12 protein-coding genes are annotated in these 19,623 nt (G+C 37.8%); 8 read left to right on the forward strand and 4 right to left on the reverse strand.

What is annotated here, in order from left to right:
• Nucleotides 1-350: 350 nt before the first annotated feature.
• The gene (locus tag HGR01_RS21175) at nucleotides 351-806 is read right to left on the reverse strand and encodes a rhodanese-like domain-containing protein (protein WP_045870250.1); all 456 of its coding nucleotides are present in this window, start codon (nucleotides 804-806) and stop codon (nucleotides 351-353) included.
• 197 nt (nucleotides 807-1,003) lie between these two features.
• On the opposite strand from HGR01_RS21175, the gene HGR01_RS21180 reads away from it, so the two are divergent.
• From HGR01_RS21180 to HGR01_RS21195, 4 genes are all read left to right on the forward strand, one after another.
• Nucleotides 1,004-1,501, forward strand: coding sequence for a helix-turn-helix domain-containing protein (locus HGR01_RS21180; protein ID WP_045870251.1), 498 nt, complete (start codon nucleotides 1,004-1,006; stop codon nucleotides 1,499-1,501).
• Nucleotides 1,502-1,601: 100 nt separating this feature from the next.
• Nucleotides 1,602-2,207, forward strand: coding sequence for a transposase (locus HGR01_RS21185; RefSeq protein WP_045870252.1), 606 nt, complete (start codon nucleotides 1,602-1,604; stop codon nucleotides 2,205-2,207).
• A 1,191-nt stretch (nucleotides 2,208-3,398) separates the two neighbouring features.
• A complete protein-coding gene (locus HGR01_RS21190) occupies nucleotides 3,399-4,115 on the forward strand; it encodes a response regulator transcription factor (RefSeq protein WP_045874146.1) in 717 nt (238 codons plus the stop codon).
• 347 nt (nucleotides 4,116-4,462) lie between these two features.
• On the forward strand, nucleotides 4,463-5,530 hold the full coding sequence (locus HGR01_RS21195; protein WP_045874145.1) for a DMT family transporter: 1,068 nt from the start codon (nucleotides 4,463-4,465) through the stop codon (nucleotides 5,528-5,530).
• A 126-nt stretch (nucleotides 5,531-5,656) separates the two neighbouring features.
• Here the strand turns inward: HGR01_RS21195 and HGR01_RS21200 are convergent, their stop codons facing one another.
• On the reverse strand, nucleotides 5,657-6,577 hold the full coding sequence (locus HGR01_RS21200; protein ID WP_045874144.1) for a DUF4351 domain-containing protein: 921 nt from the start codon (nucleotides 6,575-6,577) through the stop codon (nucleotides 5,657-5,659).
• Between the two features lie 252 nt (nucleotides 6,578-6,829).
• On the opposite strand from HGR01_RS21200, the gene HGR01_RS21205 reads away from it, so the two are divergent.
• Nucleotides 6,830-7,699 (forward strand): DUF5895 domain-containing protein, encoded by an 870-nt coding sequence (locus HGR01_RS21205; RefSeq protein ID WP_045874143.1) that lies wholly within the window; start codon nucleotides 6,830-6,832, stop codon nucleotides 7,697-7,699.
• 100 nt (nucleotides 7,700-7,799) lie between these two features.
• Here HGR01_RS21205 and HGR01_RS21210 read toward each other — a convergent pair whose 3' ends face one another.
• Together HGR01_RS21210 and HGR01_RS21215 are read right to left on the reverse strand one after the other, a co-directional pair.
• Nucleotides 7,800-9,059 (reverse strand): murein transglycosylase A, encoded by a 1,260-nt coding sequence (locus tag HGR01_RS21210; protein WP_045874142.1) that lies wholly within the window; start codon nucleotides 9,057-9,059, stop codon nucleotides 7,800-7,802.
• Nucleotides 9,060-9,314, reverse strand: coding sequence for a hypothetical protein (locus tag HGR01_RS21215; RefSeq protein WP_045874141.1), 255 nt, complete (start codon nucleotides 9,312-9,314; stop codon nucleotides 9,060-9,062). It lies immediately after the preceding gene.
• A 459-nt stretch (nucleotides 9,315-9,773) separates the two neighbouring features.
• Here HGR01_RS21215 and HGR01_RS21220 point away from each other — a divergent pair, with 459 nt between their 5' ends.
• The 3 genes from HGR01_RS21220 (at nucleotide 9,774) to HGR01_RS21230 (ending at nucleotide 19,575) form a co-directional block, all read left to right on the forward strand.
• Nucleotides 9,774-9,914: a hypothetical protein gene (locus HGR01_RS21220; RefSeq protein WP_168161046.1), complete on the forward strand. Its 141-nt coding sequence runs from the start codon at nucleotides 9,774-9,776 to the stop codon at nucleotides 9,912-9,914.
• Nucleotides 9,915-10,531: 617 nt separating this feature from the next.
• On the forward strand, nucleotides 10,532-13,702 hold the full coding sequence (locus HGR01_RS21225; RefSeq protein WP_045874139.1) for a thioester reductase domain-containing protein: 3,171 nt from the start codon (nucleotides 10,532-10,534) through the stop codon (nucleotides 13,700-13,702).
• Nucleotides 13,703-14,166: 464 nt separating this feature from the next.
• Nucleotides 14,167-19,575 (forward strand): ATP-binding sensor histidine kinase, encoded by a 5,409-nt coding sequence (locus HGR01_RS21230; protein ID WP_045874138.1) that lies wholly within the window; start codon nucleotides 14,167-14,169, stop codon nucleotides 19,573-19,575.
• Nucleotides 19,576-19,623: the final 48 nt, after the last annotated feature.

The raw sequence follows: 19,623 nt of genomic DNA on the forward strand, positions 1-19,623 counted from the left end.
CACTATACCTCTGGCAAAAAGCACTTTTGCCAGAGGTGGGAAAAGGTTAAAGGAGAAGGGGAAAATATACAACCTTTCCCCCTATTCCCGACTTCTGCAAGAAGTCTACTATACTTGTCTCTGCATTCTTTGCTTCGTCAAAGACATTTTCGCAGGGTAGGCGCAGAGAGGGAATCTATAAGTGATTAGTTAATAACTAACCACTCATGACCCATGAAAAATCTCAAGCTAAGTAAGTCGAGGGAAATAAACCAAACTATGTTAAGAAACCTATATTGGTTTGAAATCCTTGCCAATGACAAATGACCAATGACAGCCTCAGCTAGTTATCTTTAATTTCGCCGACCTACTTATACGTCTTTACTTTGAGTTTCTGTATGTTCTTTTAACCGAGATACGACGTTATAGTCACCACGACCTGGAGGGGTCATAGCTTCAATAGAACCTTCAGTTGGGCCGCCAATTGCCTTCCATGCACCAAGTCCGCCCTTTAGCTGAGATACATGCTTAAACCCAGCAGAACGCAGAGATTGTGCAGCTTGAGCACTTTGTTCTTCATTAGCACCGTAAACATAAATATCACGGCTTTTATCTATAGATGATGCAGCTCGTTCTACAACTTCATCTGTGGGCATTGGCATTGCACCCAAAATGTGACCTTCATTAAAGGATTCGCGATCGCGCACATCTAGTATTGTAAAAGCAGGTTCGCCCCATTCTAGACGAGCTTTCACAACATGAGCATCAGATTGTGGTTCAATGGGTGGCTGTTCGGGAATGATATTATCTACTAAATTGTTAGCCATAACTGTCTCTTGCTGATTACGTTAACAGCAATTTATCTAAAAAAATAGTTTGATTTTCTCTTTCCCTGGTATGAAGCTTACCAAACTCTCTCTTGAGATAGACTAGTACAACACGGCATAAATAAATAGACCATATTGGTGGGAGAATAAATAATCAGGTTAAAACCCGTTTTGGGCGCGGATTAAGGAATCAAGGTGTGGCTAGATTAAATCCTAAAATATTAAATTTAAGCGATGGCGAGCGGGATCAACTCCAACAGTTGATAAACAGACACAACACGCCGCAACAGATAGCGCTACGAGCCAAAATAATTGTCATGGGATCAGAGGGTCAAAATCATCGTGAAATCGCCCGAAATTTAGACATAAATCGTCAAACGGCGCGTTTATGGCGAAATCGGTGGTTGGAAACTGAGGGGAAAGAATTATCAATTGAGCAGAGATTACAAGACTCTGAGCGTGTTGGCGCACGCCCGAAGTTTAGTATGGAACAAGTAATCGAGTTGTTTGCATTAGCTTGTTCCCCACCATCCGATTATGGAAGACCAATAAGTCATTGGACAGCAAGAGAACTAGCGAACGAAATCATCAAACTTGGAATTATTGAAAGCATATCTGTCCGCCATGTTGGAAGATTACTTGAAGAAGCAGAACTTAAACCTCACCAGAGCCGCTACTGGTTAACCCCCCCCTGAGGACGAAGAATTTGACGCAAAAGTTGAAGATATTACTGGTTTATACATCAATGCGATTGAGCGGCATCTTCAGGGAGAACGTACAATATCCATTGATGAAATGACAGGAATTCAAGCTACTGAGCGCTTAGAAAAAGACTTACCTGTGCGACCAGGCAAAGTCGAAAGAAGGGAATTTGAGTATATTCGTCACGGCACGCAAAGCTTAATTGCCAGCTTTGATGTTGCCACTGGTCAAATTGTCCAGCCGACTTGTTCAGATACCAGAACGGAAGTTGATTTTGCCCTTCATGTTCGCCGAACAATTGAAACTGACAGTGATGCTAAAAAATGGCATCTGATTATGGACTGCCTTAACACTCATCAGTCTGAGTCTCTAGTTCGTTTAGTTGCACAAATTGAAGGTTTGAATATTGACCTGGGTATTAAGGGAGAAAGTGGCATCCTTAAATCAATGAAATCCCGCACTGCTTTTTTGAGTGATCCAACACACCGGATTGTGTTTCATTACACACCTAAACATTCCTCTTGGCTCAATCAAATTGAGATTTGGTTCAGTATTTTGGTTCGCAAGTTACTCAGAAGAGCCAGTTTCGTCAGTCAGGATGATTTGAAAAATCGAATCCTCAAGTTTATCGACTACTTTAATCAAACAATGGCTAAACCTTTTAAGTGGACATATAAGAGCAAAGTTTTGGCTATTTAATGGTCTGCTTATTTCCGCCGTACTGTACTAGTACCGCAAGACGGAATTCAAAATTCTCTCTTGGAAAGTTCTGATCGGAGGAAACCTCCGCTCAGACTTTCCGCAAAATTCAAAATTAAGACAGAGTAATCTTTTTGTTGATTTTGTAGACGCAAAGTGGCTTCCCGTAGGGTATGATTTGTTTCTTTATGCCGTGTTGTACTAGTACAAATAGCTCAAGTCTAAAGTCTGAACTATCAAATAAACAAAGTTTTATATTCATCCTCACAGTAATTTGTCACAGCTAATTTATTAATGCAGTGGTTGTTTTAGTCGGGCTGTGGATTTAAAATTACAAATTGAATTATGTATAAATAGTAAGTATTTCATTGATTGAGAAGAAATGCGTTAAATTTATGATTTTTTCTTTTCATTTATACGCAATCTCTGATCAATATTATTTCTTACTTTGAGGTTAGCGCTCATTTCATTGTGTAATTTTCAATATTGAATCTTAAATTAAACCATAAATGGTGTCTTTCCAGGAAAAATATATGACTGACTCCAGAATTGGAATTGACCTCAACTTTGAACCGCAATATTTCAAAAATGTATTATAAAACACTTATACAAGTAGCAAGTATTATTTAAACTGACACTTGATGAATTTTAATAACCAATAAATTGAGTTGTGTAAATGGGTAAGACAAGTTAAATAAATTACAAATTATATAAGTGAAGTCAGGCTGGCTGTTTATGATGATTTCAAGAATCAAGAATATTGTCAAAAACATTACGTTGTATTCAATTAACATTAACCAATAATTATTAGATTTTTCAAGTGTTTGAGAGCTTGCTCTCAATTGATTTCTGAGTAGAAACTTTACTGACTGGTGATTAAAAATATCACAGGCTCGGCAAAAATATTCCTTTGTAGGATAATAATTATGGTCAAGTACTTCACTAGATATATTAAAAAGTTAATTGCGGCCAAATCAAGTACTATAATGACTAATGTTTGGTGAGCAAACGCTACCTGACGACAAGTCATAAGTATATACGTAAGCACCTGAGGACAGGATGGGAATAATTCCAGCACTACATAATTTATTTCGAGTGCAAACAATCTCTGAAGGTAGCATTTCACAAAGTAGCGATCGCATATCAAATCGCCACATAGACAATAGACTATAAATAATGGGCTAGACAGTTATGGTGATGGTTCCTGCTACTAATCCCAAAGTTCTGGTTGTAGATGACGACTACGGTGTCCGAACTCTCATATATCGCTTTTTAAGTCGAAAATATCATATTGAGTCGGCAGCAGATGGTAAGACTGCTTTAAATTTATTCGATCAATTTCAACCAGATTTAGTTATCCTCGATTGGAATTTACCAGACAGCACAGGCTATACCCTTTGCCAAGAAATGCAACGGCGCACTAACGTTTTAGTGATGATACTCAGTAGCCGAACTGACGAAGCTGATAAAATTAAAATCTTGGCTGCAGGTGCTGATGATTTTATGTCCAAACCCTTTAGCCTAGCTGAAGTAGAAGTCCGAGTCCAAGCTTTGTTGCGGCGGATGCGTACAGTCAACACCTCACCAGCACAACGCCTTGTCTTTCAACAGTTAGCAATTAATCCTGATGGGCGAGAGGTGACACTTAACGATAAACCTCTATCATTAACTGCCCTAGAATTTAATATTTTACATTTTTTGGCTAGCCACCCAGGTCAAGCGTGGAGTCGTCCTCAGCTAATCCAGAAAATTTGGGGTTGCGATTATGTGGGAGATGGAAGAGTAGTTGATGTACATATTGGTCAACTCCGCAAAAAAATGGAAGTTGATACCAATATCCCCGAATTTATTAAAACTGTTCGGGGTTACGGTTATAAGTTTGAACCCCCAGAAAAACCTCCAGAATAGAAATTCACAAATACTCAAACCCTTCTCTAATAATGACGTACTCGCATTTTCATAATTGCTAATTCAAAATTTCAAAAGTCATCGCCCAATCACCAATCAGGAAGATGGAATCAGTTTCATTTCACGTTTTCGCTTGTTCATAAATTAATTTAATGCCAAATCATAGCTAAAGCTTATTGAGATTTTAGAGATGAAATTTTGCAGAAAAGGGCACAAGCCCTTATTTTTTTGCAAATTGGCAAAATCCAAAATCTAGGTATGAGTATTGTTTTCTTCACAAAAAGACATAATTAGGTAAAATTAGTTAAAGCAATTTTGCATCTGTAAATCTAGGCATCAGCAAAACCATGCAGCTGAAAATCAGTGCATCTCGATTTCCCTTAGCTTACTTACTACTCATTGCTCCCTTTTTCTTATGGGGTACGGCAATGGTAGCAATGAAAGGAGTGATACCCCACACCACACCACTATTTATGGCAGGAGTGCGGTTGCTACCAGCTGGGATATTAATTCTCGTAGCAGCAGCGTTGATGGGTAAATCCCAACCCAAGGGATGGGGTGCATGGTTATGGATTACCTTATTTGCTTTAGTCGATGGAACTCTTTTTCAAGGGTTTTTGGCAGAGGGACTAGTGAGAACTAGCGCCGGATTGGGATCTGTGATGATTGATTCTCAACCATTGGCTGTAGCTTTACTGTCGTTATGGCTATTCCAAGAACGGATTGGTTTTTGGGGATGGCTGGGCTTAGGATTGGGAGTTTCTGGTATTAGTTTAATTGGTTTGCCCGATGAGTTGATTTTCCATCTTCTGGGTTCTGGTGTAAATGTCACAATCGGTAATTGGCAACAGTTATTTGCTAGCGGTGAGTGGTTAATGCTGCTAGCTGCGTTATCAATGGCGGTAGGAACAGTATTGATTCGGTTTGTCTGTCGTTATGCAGATCCCGTAGTAGCTACAGGATGGCACATGATTATCGGTGGATTGCCATTATGGGGGGTGTCATCAGTTGTAGAATCCCAGCAATGGCAAAATCTTGCTACATCCGATTGGCTGGCATTGGGTTATGCCACAATATTTGGTAGTGCGATCGCTTACGGATTATTTTTCTACTTTGCTTCTAGCGGTAATCTCACCAGTCTCAGTTCTCTTACCTTCTTAACACCAATTTTTGCGCTACTTTTTGGTAATCTCTTCCTCTCAGAAGTGCTTAGTCCCTTACAGTGGATGGGAGTTTTCTTAACTTTAATTAGTATTTATCTCATCAACCAGCGCGATAATTTAGCAGCCAGCAAAAAGGTTATTCTGGCTGAAGCAACTACAAATCAGCAACCTATTTTAGAAGCATCTAATGCTCAGAAACTTAGCCCTGTTACTTTAGCCGTGAGAGAATCTGAGCCTGAAGTATTACCTTAAAGTTCATCAATATTCCTAAGTGAATAGATGTGCATTGTTAGTAGCCAGTCCCGATGAAAAAATTTCACAAGCCTTGCATGAAATTTGGAATGGGATTTTTACTCAGCAACGCCACTTTCAAGATTGTTATCTATCTCCTAACCAATTCTCCAAATCCGCAACACTAGCAAAATCTAGCAACGCCTCACCCAAATCTTCTAACTCTACAACAGACAAACCCTGAATCCGTTCCTGTAATTGAGGAGTCAAAGAACCACAGCGGCGGTTTAGTTGGCGTAGAACAAGTGTTAGCGCCTCTTGCTGTCTTCCCTGCTGTTGACCCCTTTCAATTCCTTCTCTCATCCAGCTTGTGACAATTTCCATAACTTGTTCCTCTTGTCTTGGTTCAATACTAGCAAGCTGTTCTTGAAATGCTGCTAGTTCTTGAGCATTCAACTGTAGGTAGGTATCAATAAAACCAGAAATCAACTGTACTTGTGCGGGATTCAATCCCAAGCTTGCTAGTAATTGTAGTGATAGCAGCTTGACTGTGGGACGTTCTTGAGTGTCCATCCGCATTTTAGACATCAAAGCACTGGCTACAGGATTTTGGAGATTCACAAAATCCTGCCACTGTAGTCTGTTTAACTGGATGACGCGATAGTTAAATTCCAGCACTGTCCATCCAGGAAACGCGACTTGGTAAGAGTTTGGTTCTAGACGCTGCGGAGAATCATGGGAATAAATGACTACTGGATAAACTGGGAGGGCAAATTTTTCATGCAAGCGTGCGAAATAGCAGAACATTCGCTGGTTAAAATCTGCTTGGGAAGCTGACTGATGTTCTGTATGGATAATAAACAGAGCATCCTGATTTCTAAATGAGGCTCGCACAACTAAATCAACAATTTTGCGCTCACCTTCAGTCACATCGGTAAATACCTCTTGTGGTAAAAACTCCACAGAATCCCTTTCCCAGTAGGCGCTGACATCGGGAAAAAAGAGTTCGATGAACTCTGGAAAAAAATTAGTGAGTAGTTCTTTAAACAGGCGGTCATGGTCAATCATCAGCAGATTTTAGCGAATTTTGCATTTAAATTCATAAATACGTAGTAATTTGTAGCCACACATCATCAGAGAACTGCTGCAAGATATGAACTTGAGAATTGACTCGATATACTAGATAGGTGGTACAAAAGTATTATTAGTAGCCGAATTATGAAAGCAGTTAAAGATTTAACCCTTGAGGTTTAACTCTTGACTGTTTCCTGTTGACTACTGATACACTTATTTAGCAAAACACTTCGATAGCCTAAAACGATGAAAGCATCTGCTAAGTTCGACTTTGAGGACGAGAAATTTAATGCACCGCCTTCTCAAGTCATCCCCTGGTGTCAGATGATTAATCCTCGGTATGGCACAGATGGTATTCAATCTTACGGTTTGGCAATTAAGCTTGATAATGCCCAAGCTGTAGGTTTTCAGCCAGACGATAATTGGCAACAGGTAGAGCATGAATTTAGCTCTGGAGTGGAAACTGTATTTATTACTCCTACTCCCAATTTAGTGATCGTGCGACGAGGGCCATTGTCGGTAAAAGACCGAGAAACAGGTCTGAAGTTGGGTACACTTAAAGAGAATTACGATGCTTTTTTAGCAGATAAACTTAAATTTAAAACTTTTACTCGCTACTTAATTTTTATAGTTGGTGAAGATAAAAAATTTCTACATGATACACCATTACAATTAACGCTTAATGGTGCGGCTGGGGCAAGTTTTGCTAAAACTTACTGCGAATATCAACAAGGTAAAGTTGTAAGTGGTTTTGTGGCTGAATTAGAAAAGGCTTATGCTGGATATAGAAAGCAACCTGTAACGCCAAAAGGCCCATTATTCCACGCTCATGGTATTTTTTCGCCCATAATTGAATGTGAAGAAAGAGGCATTGAACCAAATACAGTACTGGTGGCTTCTACTGTAGATTTTAAACATCCAACAATTGGGACATTAACACAATATTTAATAGCTTCCGATTCGCCTGAGTCCGCAATAATTTGCAAGTCTTTTGAAGACCACAAAGAGTTTGGTAAGGAAGCTGTGAAAATAGAAACACCTAAGGTAGAAATGGCAGGTGTTTCTAGTTCTTATATTTATGCGGATGAGGATGATTTTGGTTATCCGCCGTATTAGGGATTGGGGATGAGGAGGCAGGGGGGTAGGGAGCAGGGAGCAGGGGGAGAATAAATTACCAATGCCCCATGCCCTATGCCCTATGCCCTATGCCCAATATTTATTCTTTTAAAAGTAAATAATATAATGAGCCGTTACCGCCTGTGATACCGGCGCGATCGCCTGCTAGTTTGCCGGTTCCCATGAAATAATCTACCCTTCCTGGGCCTTTGATGGCACTTCCGGTGTCTTGATCCAGTACAAAGCGGTTAACTCTACGATACTCTAAGCTACCTGAACCATTAGGATAAGGAATAGAGGCAGCAATCAAGGCTAGCGCACCTGGAGGCATCAAAGATTTATCAGTAGCAATAGAGCGCTCTGCTGTCACGGGTACATTAATACTACCTGTGGCTGCACCACCGCTGGTTTCTTTAAAGAAGACAAATCGCTCCCAGCGAGGTAGATAGTTACTTAATTCTTGGGGATTTTGATTAAAAAACTGGATTAAACGTGGCATAGTTAATCCATCAAGGGGCAATTTGCCATCTTTTGCCAGTTCTCTACCAATACTTGTCCAGGGGTAATCTGTGCCACCTGCATAACCGATAGAGGTTCTTTTACCGTCACTTAACTGGATTTGAGCAGAACCTTGGATGTGAACCATGTATGCATCGAGGCGATCGCGGAACCATAAAAGTTCTAGACCTTTTAACTGGCTTTTTTCACCAAGTAAGCCATCTTTCCCTTCTAAATCAACTCTTTTTGGGTGAGGTTTAACCCATTTATCAAAATCAGGTGGTAGGCGATAAAGGGGATACTTGTATTCAGCAGTCTTGACGCGGCTAGCTTGGTAAACTGGCTCGTAGTAAGCAGTAAATTTAACAGTACCCTTGCCGTCATTCCCTATAGATTGATACAAGGTAAACTCTCGCTGCACAGCAGCTTGTAGTTGTGCTGCTGACTTAGATTTAACCACTAACTGACGGAAGCGAATTAAACTGCGGCGCACCCGATCTAAGGTAATTTCTTTAATTGGATATTGTTGATAAGCAGCGATCGCCTTATCTTTTTCTAAGTAACTTAAGCTGTTATCAATGGCTGCTAACAGCGCTTTGCGATCGCCGCGTTTCACCCTGCTACCCCAAATTTGCTCATCCCAACCCAAACAAGCAGAGCTAGGGGTACAATTGCTTTCTAAGTCTATCGGTTTAAGTGGTAGCTCAATTTCGGGAGTGATTGGCGGTACTGGGATGGGTATCGCTGGCGGAGTCTGTTCTGGCGGTGGATAAATAGGAATCTGAGCAACAGCTGACCAAAATGTATTTAAAAATGTAATTCCTAGACTTAAAGAAAGCAAAGCAAGGGTTTTTCTGTTCATTTAGCTAAATCTTTCAACACTAGAACTAAAAATTGGTTCTACTCGAATTGCGACAACCCGAGATGGGCGTACTACCATATACTCCCCTTGAATATTCTTGATCGGCACGCTAATAAAGTCATTAGAGGCAGACTTGGGAACAAGCTCGCCACTATACCACTTCTGGAACTCTTGAATAGTAGGAAAACGTACTTCTTCGCGGTGGCCACTTTCCATTAGTAGGTAGACTGCGTATTCATTCGGTGTTCTAGGCATAAAGTTGAATCATTTGAAACACATTCAACCCATTGTTAACTACCTCACCCCAGAATGAAAAGGGGAACTATACGGTAGCAAGCAAAGCTGTCTGGAAGAGTTTTAAGTTAATAACTCACCTCTCAGCGAAACAGTTTTGAGTGTTGAGTCATGAGTGCTGGGTAAAAAACTAAAATTAATTGCACCCCTGAACAGTCTTCACTATTAACTTGTTCTTCCGCCCATGACGCTAGTTTACCTGAATCCAGTTCCCAACAAATTCTTCAGGAAAAAATCTTGTGATGGGATTGATATTTTGAGTTGTGCGGTTAATATTCGCTCAAGGGTCAAAGAGATGCGATTAATTGCGTCTCTTCTCAAAAGTCAAAAATGTTCCCTTCAGGGAATGCTAGTCGCCGACAGAGGGAAACCCTCCCGCAGTGCTGGTCTCACTTTGTCTCCCTTCCAACCAATCACGGCTTGACGTTAGATGGTTTAGCTTTGGAAACGCCGCGTTGGGAATTTAAAAATGGTGGGATGGGACAGTCTAAGGTCATGGCGATCGCTCTCAGTAAATCGGCTTCTGGTGGTATTACTTTGTTATCTATTAAGAGAGTGTGAGCGCAAGTATCTACAATACCTTTACCTCAACAGGCTGAACTTGGTGCAACCATGTAATTTGTCGTTCTTGTATCTGGGGATTTTCTGTATCTAACGCCAGTGCTAAAGTGATCGCAGATTAAACTAATACCAGCGATAACCATTAATCCTAGGGCAAAAGCCCAAATCTTTTTTTATTCGCTCATCTGGATTCAATGAAATTATTGAGCAGATACTTGTCCATTTCTATAAAAAATTAAAAAATATATAAATTCTCTCAGTAGTTACTCTTAAAGAAACAGAATAAGTAGTGAATTTACTGATAAATCAATAATTTAAAAAGCTGGTTTTGTTTTATTAATGAAGATTGAATTAACACGATTTATTTCAATAAAGTGTATGCCATAATCTATTTGGGCACTATATTAATGTGATTAAAATTCTCAGCATTTGATATACATGAAAATATTTTAATAGTAACGAACAAGGTTAATTTCTTAATTAAGAGTATTTATATCTTCAAGCAATAAATAGCTAAAACTGCTTGACATCAATCAAATGATTAGATGTCACGAAAAACAGCATTCATAAAAAGAGACTGTAGTACTAATTAAGGATAATTAATTCAATTAAGAAATATGTCTGTACAAAACAACAATTTAAAATATTTACCATCTCATTCATCGATAGTGTCCCTACTTGATTTCATTTGTCAACAATATCCAGACCAAATTGCATTAGTGCTGGAAGAGCAACAGTTGACTTATGGAGAGTTATATCAGCGAGCAGAACACTTATATCAATATTTGACAGCCAAAAATTGGTTAACATCTAACAGTTTAATTGGACTCTGTATAGAACCTTCTTTTGAAATGGTTATTGCTATCTATGCAGTTTTAAAAGCAGGTGCAGCTTTTGTTCCCCTTGATCCAGATTTACCTCGTCAGAGGCTCAGTTATATGATTGTTGATGCCAAACTAACCACTGTTTTGACACAACAAAAGTTTGCTTTTGATATTGAGCCGGCATTACGCCAGAGTGGTATTGATGGGAATATATGTTTTTTAGATACACCTTCTGTCTGGCAGGAATCAACTATACCTCTCGTCACACCTCAATTAGTAGAAGCAGAGCAACTAGCTTACATTATTTATACTTCTGGATCTACTGGTGTACCTAAAGGAGTAATGTTGACCCATGAAGGTTTACTAAATTTAGCATTAGCAAGCTGTAGTACTTTTGAAATTAAACCAGGGTTGCGTTTACTTCAGTTTGCCTCAATTAGCTTTGATGCTGCGATTTGGGAAGTAGTCACAGCCTTATGTGGTGGAGCAACTTTGGTTCTGAGTGCAAGAGAGCAAATGCTTCCTGGAAAACCGTTGGCCAATTTTATTGCTAGACAAAAAATAAATTGGGTGATGCTACCACCTTCTGTACTATCAACGCTCACTCAGTTTCGGGATCAGTTGCCTGATTTACAAACAGTGGTAGTAGGTGGCGAAGCTTGTCCCACATCACTTGCTAAGGCATGGGTTTCACCTTTGTTAGGCAAAATCAATACAATACTCAACAAGACTTGCCCAACATCACTCGCTCAATCATGGATTTCACCTCATACCCGCTTTTTCAATGCTTATGGGCCAACAGAAATCACAGTTTGTTGCACAATTTACGAGTTTCAGCCCCAGGATATTAATTTACCCATTGGTTACGCACTACCGAATGTGGAACTCTACATTCTTGATGAAGAACTCAAACTTTGTCATAGAGGTGAAAAAGGCGAGTTATATGTAGGTGGCGTAGGAGTAGCTAAAGGCTACCTTCACAAACCAGATATCACAAATGTTTCTTTTATAGATAACCCCTTTGGTGCGGGCAAGATATATAAAACTGGTGATATCGTTTATGAAGATCCTGATCATCTGGGGCTACTACATTATGCTGGTAGAACTGATAATCAAGTCAAAATACGAGGCAAGCGGATAGAATTAGAAGCTATTGAAATGGTACTTGCCCAACATCCTGGTGTACAGGCGAACACAGTGAAAGCAATTAAAACTGTACAAATAGAAACTAGCAATATACCAGGAAACTATGGGATTTCAATGCTTGTTGCCTATATCGTTCCGAAAACTGGAGAGTTTTTGACTGACAAGCATCTGCAACGATTTGCTGCGGAACAACTACCAGATTATATGGTACCTGCCCGGTTTATTTTCATTGATGAATTGCCTTTGCTACCTAACCGCAGTAAAGTAGACCGTAATGCTTTACCTGAACTACCACAAACACCATATTTTATCGCTAATACTATAGACAACGCTGTTAAAATTGCTGCGATTTTTGATCAAGCTTTACAGCTACCTACTGGCAGTTGTACTCCTGACACTAATTTCTTTCATATAGGTGGCAATTCACTCTGTATAGCCCATGTATTATATGCGATTGACCGTGATTTTAGTGTATCTCTTCCTTCTCGCTTAATTTATGAATATCCTACTCCATCCGATTTAGCAAAACTGTTAGAAAAATATAAACTCAAAATTAACAATATAGCTGATGAGCAACAGATTGACTTACAAGTAGAAGCTCAACTTTCTCCACAATTAAATATATCTGTTTGGCAACAGACACCACAAAATAAATATGATTGTGCATTAATTACAGGTGCAACAGGTTTTCTAGGAGCACACCTTTTACATGAACTTCTGCAAAAAGGTAAATATCAAAAAATTTACTGTATAGTGCGAGCAGAAAGCGATACAGTTGCAATGACAAAGCTCCTTGCAACCTTTGTTAAGTATCAGTTGCCAACAGCAGAGTTGTCACAAGTATATGCGATCGCTGGAGATATTGAGCAGCCACAATTGCAACTACCATCAGCCCTCTTTGACAAACTAGGCGAAGAAGTTGATCAAATCTATCATGTAGCTGCTGACACTAATTACATCAAACCTTATTCAGCAATTAAAAAGCCAAATGTCAATGGTACTGCTAACATAATTGCTTTAGCAGCGCACTATCGCCACAAAGTTTTGCATTACTTATCAACTCTCGCTGTCTATGGATCATTAACTTCATTACTAGGTATTAATGAAGTTGCTGAAGATTTTGATATTGATATCAGCGCACCAATTATGTCCGTGGAATGTGGCTATATACGGTCAAAATGGGTTGCTGAACGTATGGTAAAAACCGCAAGAGAACAAGGATTAGCCGTCTCTATTTACCGTCCTGGTTTTATTTCTGGACATAGGCAAACAGGCTTTGCTAACCTCAATGATACATTCTACCGCTTTATTAGAGGTTGCATTCAGATGGGTATGTACCCAGATTGGCCCGAAAAATACTGGACTCCCGTACCTGTTGACTATGTTGCTGCTTTGATAGCCTCTGTTTCCCTAGATCCAAAGCGGACAGGTGGTAATTACAATATTGTTGTCCCTCGGGAAAATGAAATAAGTAATGTGGAGATATTTGAGTTCATTAACGAGTTAGGCTATCCTTTACAAAAAATTTCACCCAAAAACTGGTTGAATGCGCTCTCCACTTTAACACCTGTTAATTCCTTGTATCCTTTGACTTCCTTCTTCCAAGAAAAAGTTTACCAAAACCGGAGCACTATTCTGGAAGTACATCACCGAACTCTTATATTAAAAGTAGATGATACGTTGAATGCCATAAAAGATTATGGCATCCAGTGCCCAACAATAGACAGAGCTTTGATTTATAAATACATGCCTAGCTTTGTTGCTGACACCTCTACAGAAGCCATAAAGGTTCATACACCATTTATAGAAGTTCCTTAGCTTAATTGTATTGGTGCGTTATAGCCTTCTCAAGACTAATATGAGGTTTTAAGAAGGCTCGATATTTCAGTATATAGTTCATAAATTTTGTTACTAAGTTATAGCTAATTGGGGGTATGACAAAATACGTGCAAAATTACCCACGTTGTAAATTTCTGTAATACAGAATCTCAAAACCTTTGATTATTCGAGATTTCAACATCCAACTTTGGTATGTCTTCAGACTAAAACATTCCCAAAAATGATTGCTTATGGGCAAGTTGCAGAAACGGAAAGTTGCAAAGAGGTGATTTTAGCGTCCAAATGAGAATTCTAAACTTATACTGTTTCTGTGGGAAACTGCGCTAAATTGTCTTAATCTCTTATTTTCTGGTGTACTTGGTGCTGTTGGGGGCTTGTTTTTTTTGTAGGCCGGCCTTCATACAAAATTGGTCTGATAAAAACTTACTAAGAAGGGTATTGTAATGCTGACATTTTCTTTTATGCAAAATTACGAAATCAACGAAATTCTCTATGAAGGAGATGATACAGTTATTTATCGTGCCAAATCAAAAATTGACAAACAATCTGTTATCTTAAAAATTCTCAAAGCACAGTATCCATCCTTAGATGCAATTATTAATTTAAAACATGAATACAAAATTACAGAGAATCTTAATTTAGAAAATGTTGTCAAAGTTTTGAGGCTAGAAAACCACGAAAATCGATTAGCACTGGTATTTGAAGATTTTGGTGGACAATCACTTAAACAACTACTTAGCACTAGGAAATTAGAGCTAGATAGTTTTATAAATATTGCATTTCAAATGACACAAGCTCTAGTGTCAGTACATAGTTATCATATCATTCATAAAGACATTAAACCAGGCAATATTATTATTAATCCGGAAACAGGTGTTGTCAAACTTACAGATTTCAGTATAGCCTCACAACTCAATAAAGAAACAACACAATTAGCTAATCCCAAAGAATTAGAAGGTACTTTGGCTTATATGTCTCCAGAACAAACTGGGAGAATGAATCGTACTCTCGACTACCGAAGTGACTTTTATTCTCTGGGTATTACCTTCTATGAAATGCTGACTGGAAAACTACCTTTTCAAAGTGATGACCCCTTGGAATTAATCTACTGCCATATTGCCAAAGAGCCTGTAGAAATTAAGGAATTAAACCCAGAAGTTCCGAATACCATTGCGGCGATTGTTGGAAAACTAATTGCAAAAAATGCTGAAGATCGTTATCAAACAGCAAAAGGACTTTTAGCAGACTTAGAAATTTGTTGGAAAGATTTAAAAACAACAGGCCAAATCATTGACTTTACACCTGGTCGTTTAGATGTTTTGAGCCAGTTGCTGATTCCTCAAAAACTTTATGGTAGAGATTCTCAAATCAATTCTCTTTTGGAGTCTTTTGAACGAGTTAGCCAGGGAAGTCGCGAACTTATATTGGTTTCCGGTTATTCAGGAATTGGGAAATCTTCTGTTGTTAACGAAGTCAATAAACCTATTACTCGCGCTCAAGGTTTCTTCATTAGTGGGAAGTTCGACCAATTTCAACGTAATATGCCCTATGCATCCCTGATTCAAGCTTTTAGTGGATTAATAAGGCAACTCTTGACTGAAAATCTCACTAAACTTGAAGAATGGCGTAGTAAGATTTTAGCGGCTGTAGGCTTTAATGGGCAAGTTATTATTGATGTAATTCCTGAATTAGAATTGATTGTAGGTAAACAACCAAACGTAGCTCAATTAGCAGCATCAGAGTCACAAAACCGCTTCAATCAGGTCTTTAGCGAATTTGTTCGTGTTTTCGCTAAAAAAGAGCATCCTCTAGTCATATTTTTAGATGATTTACAATGGGCAGACTCAGCAACTTTGAAGCTAATGGAACTGCTGATTACTGACATTAACAGCGAATATTTACTTTTAATAGGAGCTTATAGAGATAATGAAGTTAGCTCTGTACATCCATTAATTCAAACATTAGAAGAAATTCAGAAAAACAATATTATTGTTAATAATATTGTTTTACAACCGCTTTTGATAAATGATGTAAAAGATTTAGTTTCTGAGGCATTAAATGAATACTCTGATCAAATAGTAAATTTAGCAGATTTACTTTATAATAAAACGGGTGGTAATCCTTTTTTCTTAACACAGTTACTGTTAGTACTTTACCAAGAAAAATTATTAAAATTTAACTTTTTAACTGGTTCATGGCATTGGAATATCGATGAAATTCAAGCAATAGGTATTACTAATAAGAGTGTAGTAGAACTGGTAGCTAGTAGAATTCAAAACTTACCAGCGAATACACAAAATATACTAAAGTTAGCAGCATGTATAGGCAATAGATTTTCTCTAGATGTTTTGTCAATAGTAAGTGAACAATCTCCTATCAATAGTGCTAATGAGCTTGATTATGCCTTGCACTCTGGGTTAATTTTACCTTTAAATGATGCTTATCGTATACCTTTAGTTTTTGAACAAGAAGATTCAGGTAATTGGACTTTTGATAGTAAAAAAGTCGGTTATAAATTCTTACATGATAGAGTTCAGCAAGCTGCTTATTCTCTAATTCCAGAGGATAAAAAACAGGCAACTCATTTAAAAATAGGTCGGCTACTACTACAGCAGACACCATCTGAATCGCTAGTAGAAAATATTTTAGATATTGTCAACCAGCTTAATTTTGGTTTAGATTTACTTACTCAACAATCTGAAAAAGATGAACTAGCCAAACTGAATCTTATGGCTGGTAAAAAAGCTAAACAAGCTACAGCTTATGAAACTGCGGTCAAATATTTAAATACAGGTTTAGAACTTTTAGCAATAGACAGTTGGCATAAAGACTATACATTAACACTAAATTTGTATGTTGAAACTACAGAAGCAGAGTATCTAATTGGTAATTTTAATCAATCAAAATCATTAGGTGATTCAACCATTAAACAAGCCAAAAATATATTAGATAAGGTGAAGATATATGAGATAAAAATGCTAAGTTATATGGCAGAAAATCAAATGCCAAAAGTTTTAGAAATAGGTGTAGAAGTCCTCAAAGAATTAGGAGTAAAATTACCAAAACAACCAACCACAATAGATGTTATTTTAGCAATAATTCAGACTAAATTAACATTATTAGGTAAACCAATAGAAGACTTAGCTTTCTTGCCAGAAATGTCTGACCCACATAAATTAGCAGCTATGCAAATTTTGTTACAAATTGTACCTGCTGCTAGTCAAGCTGGGTCTCTAATTTTTGTACTTTCTGTATTGGCAATGGTAAGGTTATCTGTTAAATATGGCAAATCGCCTGTTTCAGCTTATGGTTATGTAGCTTACGGTTCAATTTTATCTGATAAGTTCAGTGATTTTGATGCAGGATATAAATTAGGAAAGTTAGCAGTAGAGTCCTTGGCAAATAAGAATGCTAACTCACTGAAAGCAACAGTTTACTTTGTATTTAATGCCACTATTAGATTTTTTAAAGAGCCTGTTAAAGACACAATAGCTTCTCTTGTAGAGGGGATGCATAGTGGACTGGAAATGGGAAACATAGAAAATGCTGGCTATTGTGCGGTAATTGCAGGTTACCATTCATTGCTGTCTGGAGAAAACTTAGAAATTGTAGATAAGAAGATTCTGGGCTACATCAAGTTAATGCAAAAGTTAAAACTTGAAACACTAGCAGCCGCTACAAGTATTTTTAGACAAGCCGCTTTAAATTTACAGGCTATATCATTGAATAAAGCTGCCTTAATTGGCGAAGCTTTTGATGAGAGAACGATGGCGAAAGAAGTAACAAAAAATTATTCTTTTAAAGGATTTTATTATGGATGTAAAACAATTATATGTTATTTATTTAATGAATATGATTTAGCAATAGAAAATGCATTAATAGCAGAAGAAACCCATGCTAATAATGCAGGATTACTAATTTATGTTGCCAATAATTTTTATTATTCTTTAGCTCTTTTAGCTCTCTACAATAATGCCTCAGTAGAAAAACAAAGGCAATATTTAAAACAGGTAGAGTTGAATCAAGCTCAAATGAATAAATGGATGAAACAATCATTGAGTAATTTTAAAAATAAATATGATTTAGTTGAGGCAGAGAAAGCACGAATATTAGGTAAAATCCAAGTAGCAATAGATTTATATGATATTGCTATTGCAGGAGCTAAAGAGAATGGTTATATCCAAGAAGAAGCTTTGGCAAATGAACTAGCAGCAAAATTTTATCTGAATTTGGGTAAAGAGAAGATTGCCAAAATATATATGACTGATGCCTACTATAGCTATATACATTGGGGCGCTATAGCAAAAGTGCAAGATTTGGATGAACGCTACTCTAATCTGATAATTCGTAATGAAGTTATCAAAGATATAGAAATGGATGCAACTAGAACTATTGCTACAACAAAGATTAATCACTTAGACAGTAAAAGCCACAGCAATGGTGTTTTGGATTTAGCGACTGTAGTTAGGTCTTTGCAAGCAATTAGCAGTGAAATAATTATAGATAAATTACTAAATACTCTTTTAGAAATAATTCTAGAAAATGCTGCAGCTCAAAAATGTTGCCTCATGTTAATGAGAGGGAATGAATTGTTTATAGAAGCGATAAAAACTGCAAACAATTCTTCCGTGGTTCGGCAATCTATCTCAGTTAGTGATAGTCAAGATATTCCTATTTCTATCGTTAACTATGTTACTAGAACCCAGGAACCTCTAGTGTTCAATGATGCTATTGCTGAGGCGATTTCCCAATCAGATCCTTACATCCAAGAATCTCAACCAAAATCGATTCTGTGCACTCCTATTTTTTATCATGGTAAATTCATTGGTATCTTGTATTTAGAGAATAAACTGGCGACAGATGCATTTACTAGGGATCGCATTACTATTTTGAATCTGATCACATCCCAAGCTGCTATTTCTTTAGAAAATTCGCGACTTTATCAGCAAGCACAAGACTATGGTAAGCAATTAGAAATTTCTCTCTCTGATCTCAAGCATATGCAATTGCAATTGGTACAGAGTGAAAAAATGTCTACTTTAGGTGGTTTAGTATCAGGAATAGCACATGAAATCAACAACCCAATAGGTTTTATTGCTGGTAACTTAGAACCAGCCACAGAGTACGTCCAAGATTTGCTAGGGTTAATTAGCTTGTATCAAAAGCACTATCCTGAACCTATTGCAGAAATTACCAAAAAAATTAAAGCTATAGATTTAGATTATGTGCGTGAAGACTTACCGAAACTAATTGCTTCAATGCAAGAAGGTATAAATCGCATTTATGACGTGAGTGTCAGCTTGCGTACTTTTTCTCGAGCAGACACTCAGAAAGCAATTACATGTAATATCCATGAAGTCATCGACAGTACGATTTTAATTCTCAAGCACCGTTTAAAAGCCTCAGACAGTCGTCCTGCTATTGACATAGTAAAAAAATATGGCGAACTCCCTCCAGTTCAATGTTTCCCTGGTCAACTTAGTCAGGTGTTTATGAATTTGATAGCCAATGCTATTGATGCTTTGGAAGATTCAAATATGGGACGGAGTATGGATGAAATGAAAGCCCATCCCAATTGTATTACCATAATTACCCAGCCAAGTGAAGACCAGGACAATATTGTGATTCAAATTAAAGATAATGGTCTTGGAATGACAGCAGAAGTCAAACAGAAAATTTTTGACCATTTATTTACTACTAAACCCGTAGGTAAAGGAACGGGGTTAGGATTAGCAATTTGTTATCAGATTGTGGCTGAAAAACATGGTGGAAGAATAGAGTGTATTTCTTCACCGGGAGAAGGCGCTGAATTTATCATTCAGATTCCCATCAAGGTTTTAAAGCAAGTATAAAATCAGATGTATACATACAGCACTTTTGATGTAAGTGAGGTACATCAT

The organism is Tolypothrix sp. PCC 7712 (assembly GCF_025860405.1).
Lineage (GTDB): Bacteria > Cyanobacteriota > Cyanobacteriia > Cyanobacteriales > Nostocaceae > Aulosira > Aulosira diplosiphon.

Coding starts and splice junctions, on each gene's coding strand:
- HGR01_RS21195 (WP_045874145.1), top strand. CDS start 4,463: ATGCAGCTGAAAATCAGTGCATCTCGATTTCCCTTAGCTTACTTACTA.
- HGR01_RS21205 (WP_045874143.1), top strand. CDS start 6,830: ATGAAAGCATCTGCTAAGTTCGACTTTGAGGACGAGAAATTTAATGCA.
- HGR01_RS21200 (WP_045874144.1), bottom strand. CDS start 6,577: ATGATTGACCATGACCGCCTGTTTAAAGAACTACTCACTAATTTTTTT.
- HGR01_RS21190 (WP_045874146.1), top strand. CDS start 3,399: ATGGTGATGGTTCCTGCTACTAATCCCAAAGTTCTGGTTGTAGATGAC.
- HGR01_RS21175 (WP_045870250.1), bottom strand. CDS start 806: ATGGCTAACAATTTAGTAGATAATATCATTCCCGAACAGCCACCCATT.
- HGR01_RS21185 (WP_045870252.1), top strand. CDS start 1,602: ATGACAGGAATTCAAGCTACTGAGCGCTTAGAAAAAGACTTACCTGTG.
- HGR01_RS21230 (WP_045874138.1), top strand. CDS start 14,167: ATGCTGACATTTTCTTTTATGCAAAATTACGAAATCAACGAAATTCTC.
- HGR01_RS21210 (WP_045874142.1), bottom strand. CDS start 9,059: ATGAACAGAAAAACCCTTGCTTTGCTTTCTTTAAGTCTAGGAATTACA.
- HGR01_RS21215 (WP_045874141.1), bottom strand. CDS start 9,314: ATGCCTAGAACACCGAATGAATACGCAGTCTACCTACTAATGGAAAGT.
- HGR01_RS21225 (WP_045874139.1), top strand. CDS start 10,532: ATGTCTGTACAAAACAACAATTTAAAATATTTACCATCTCATTCATCG.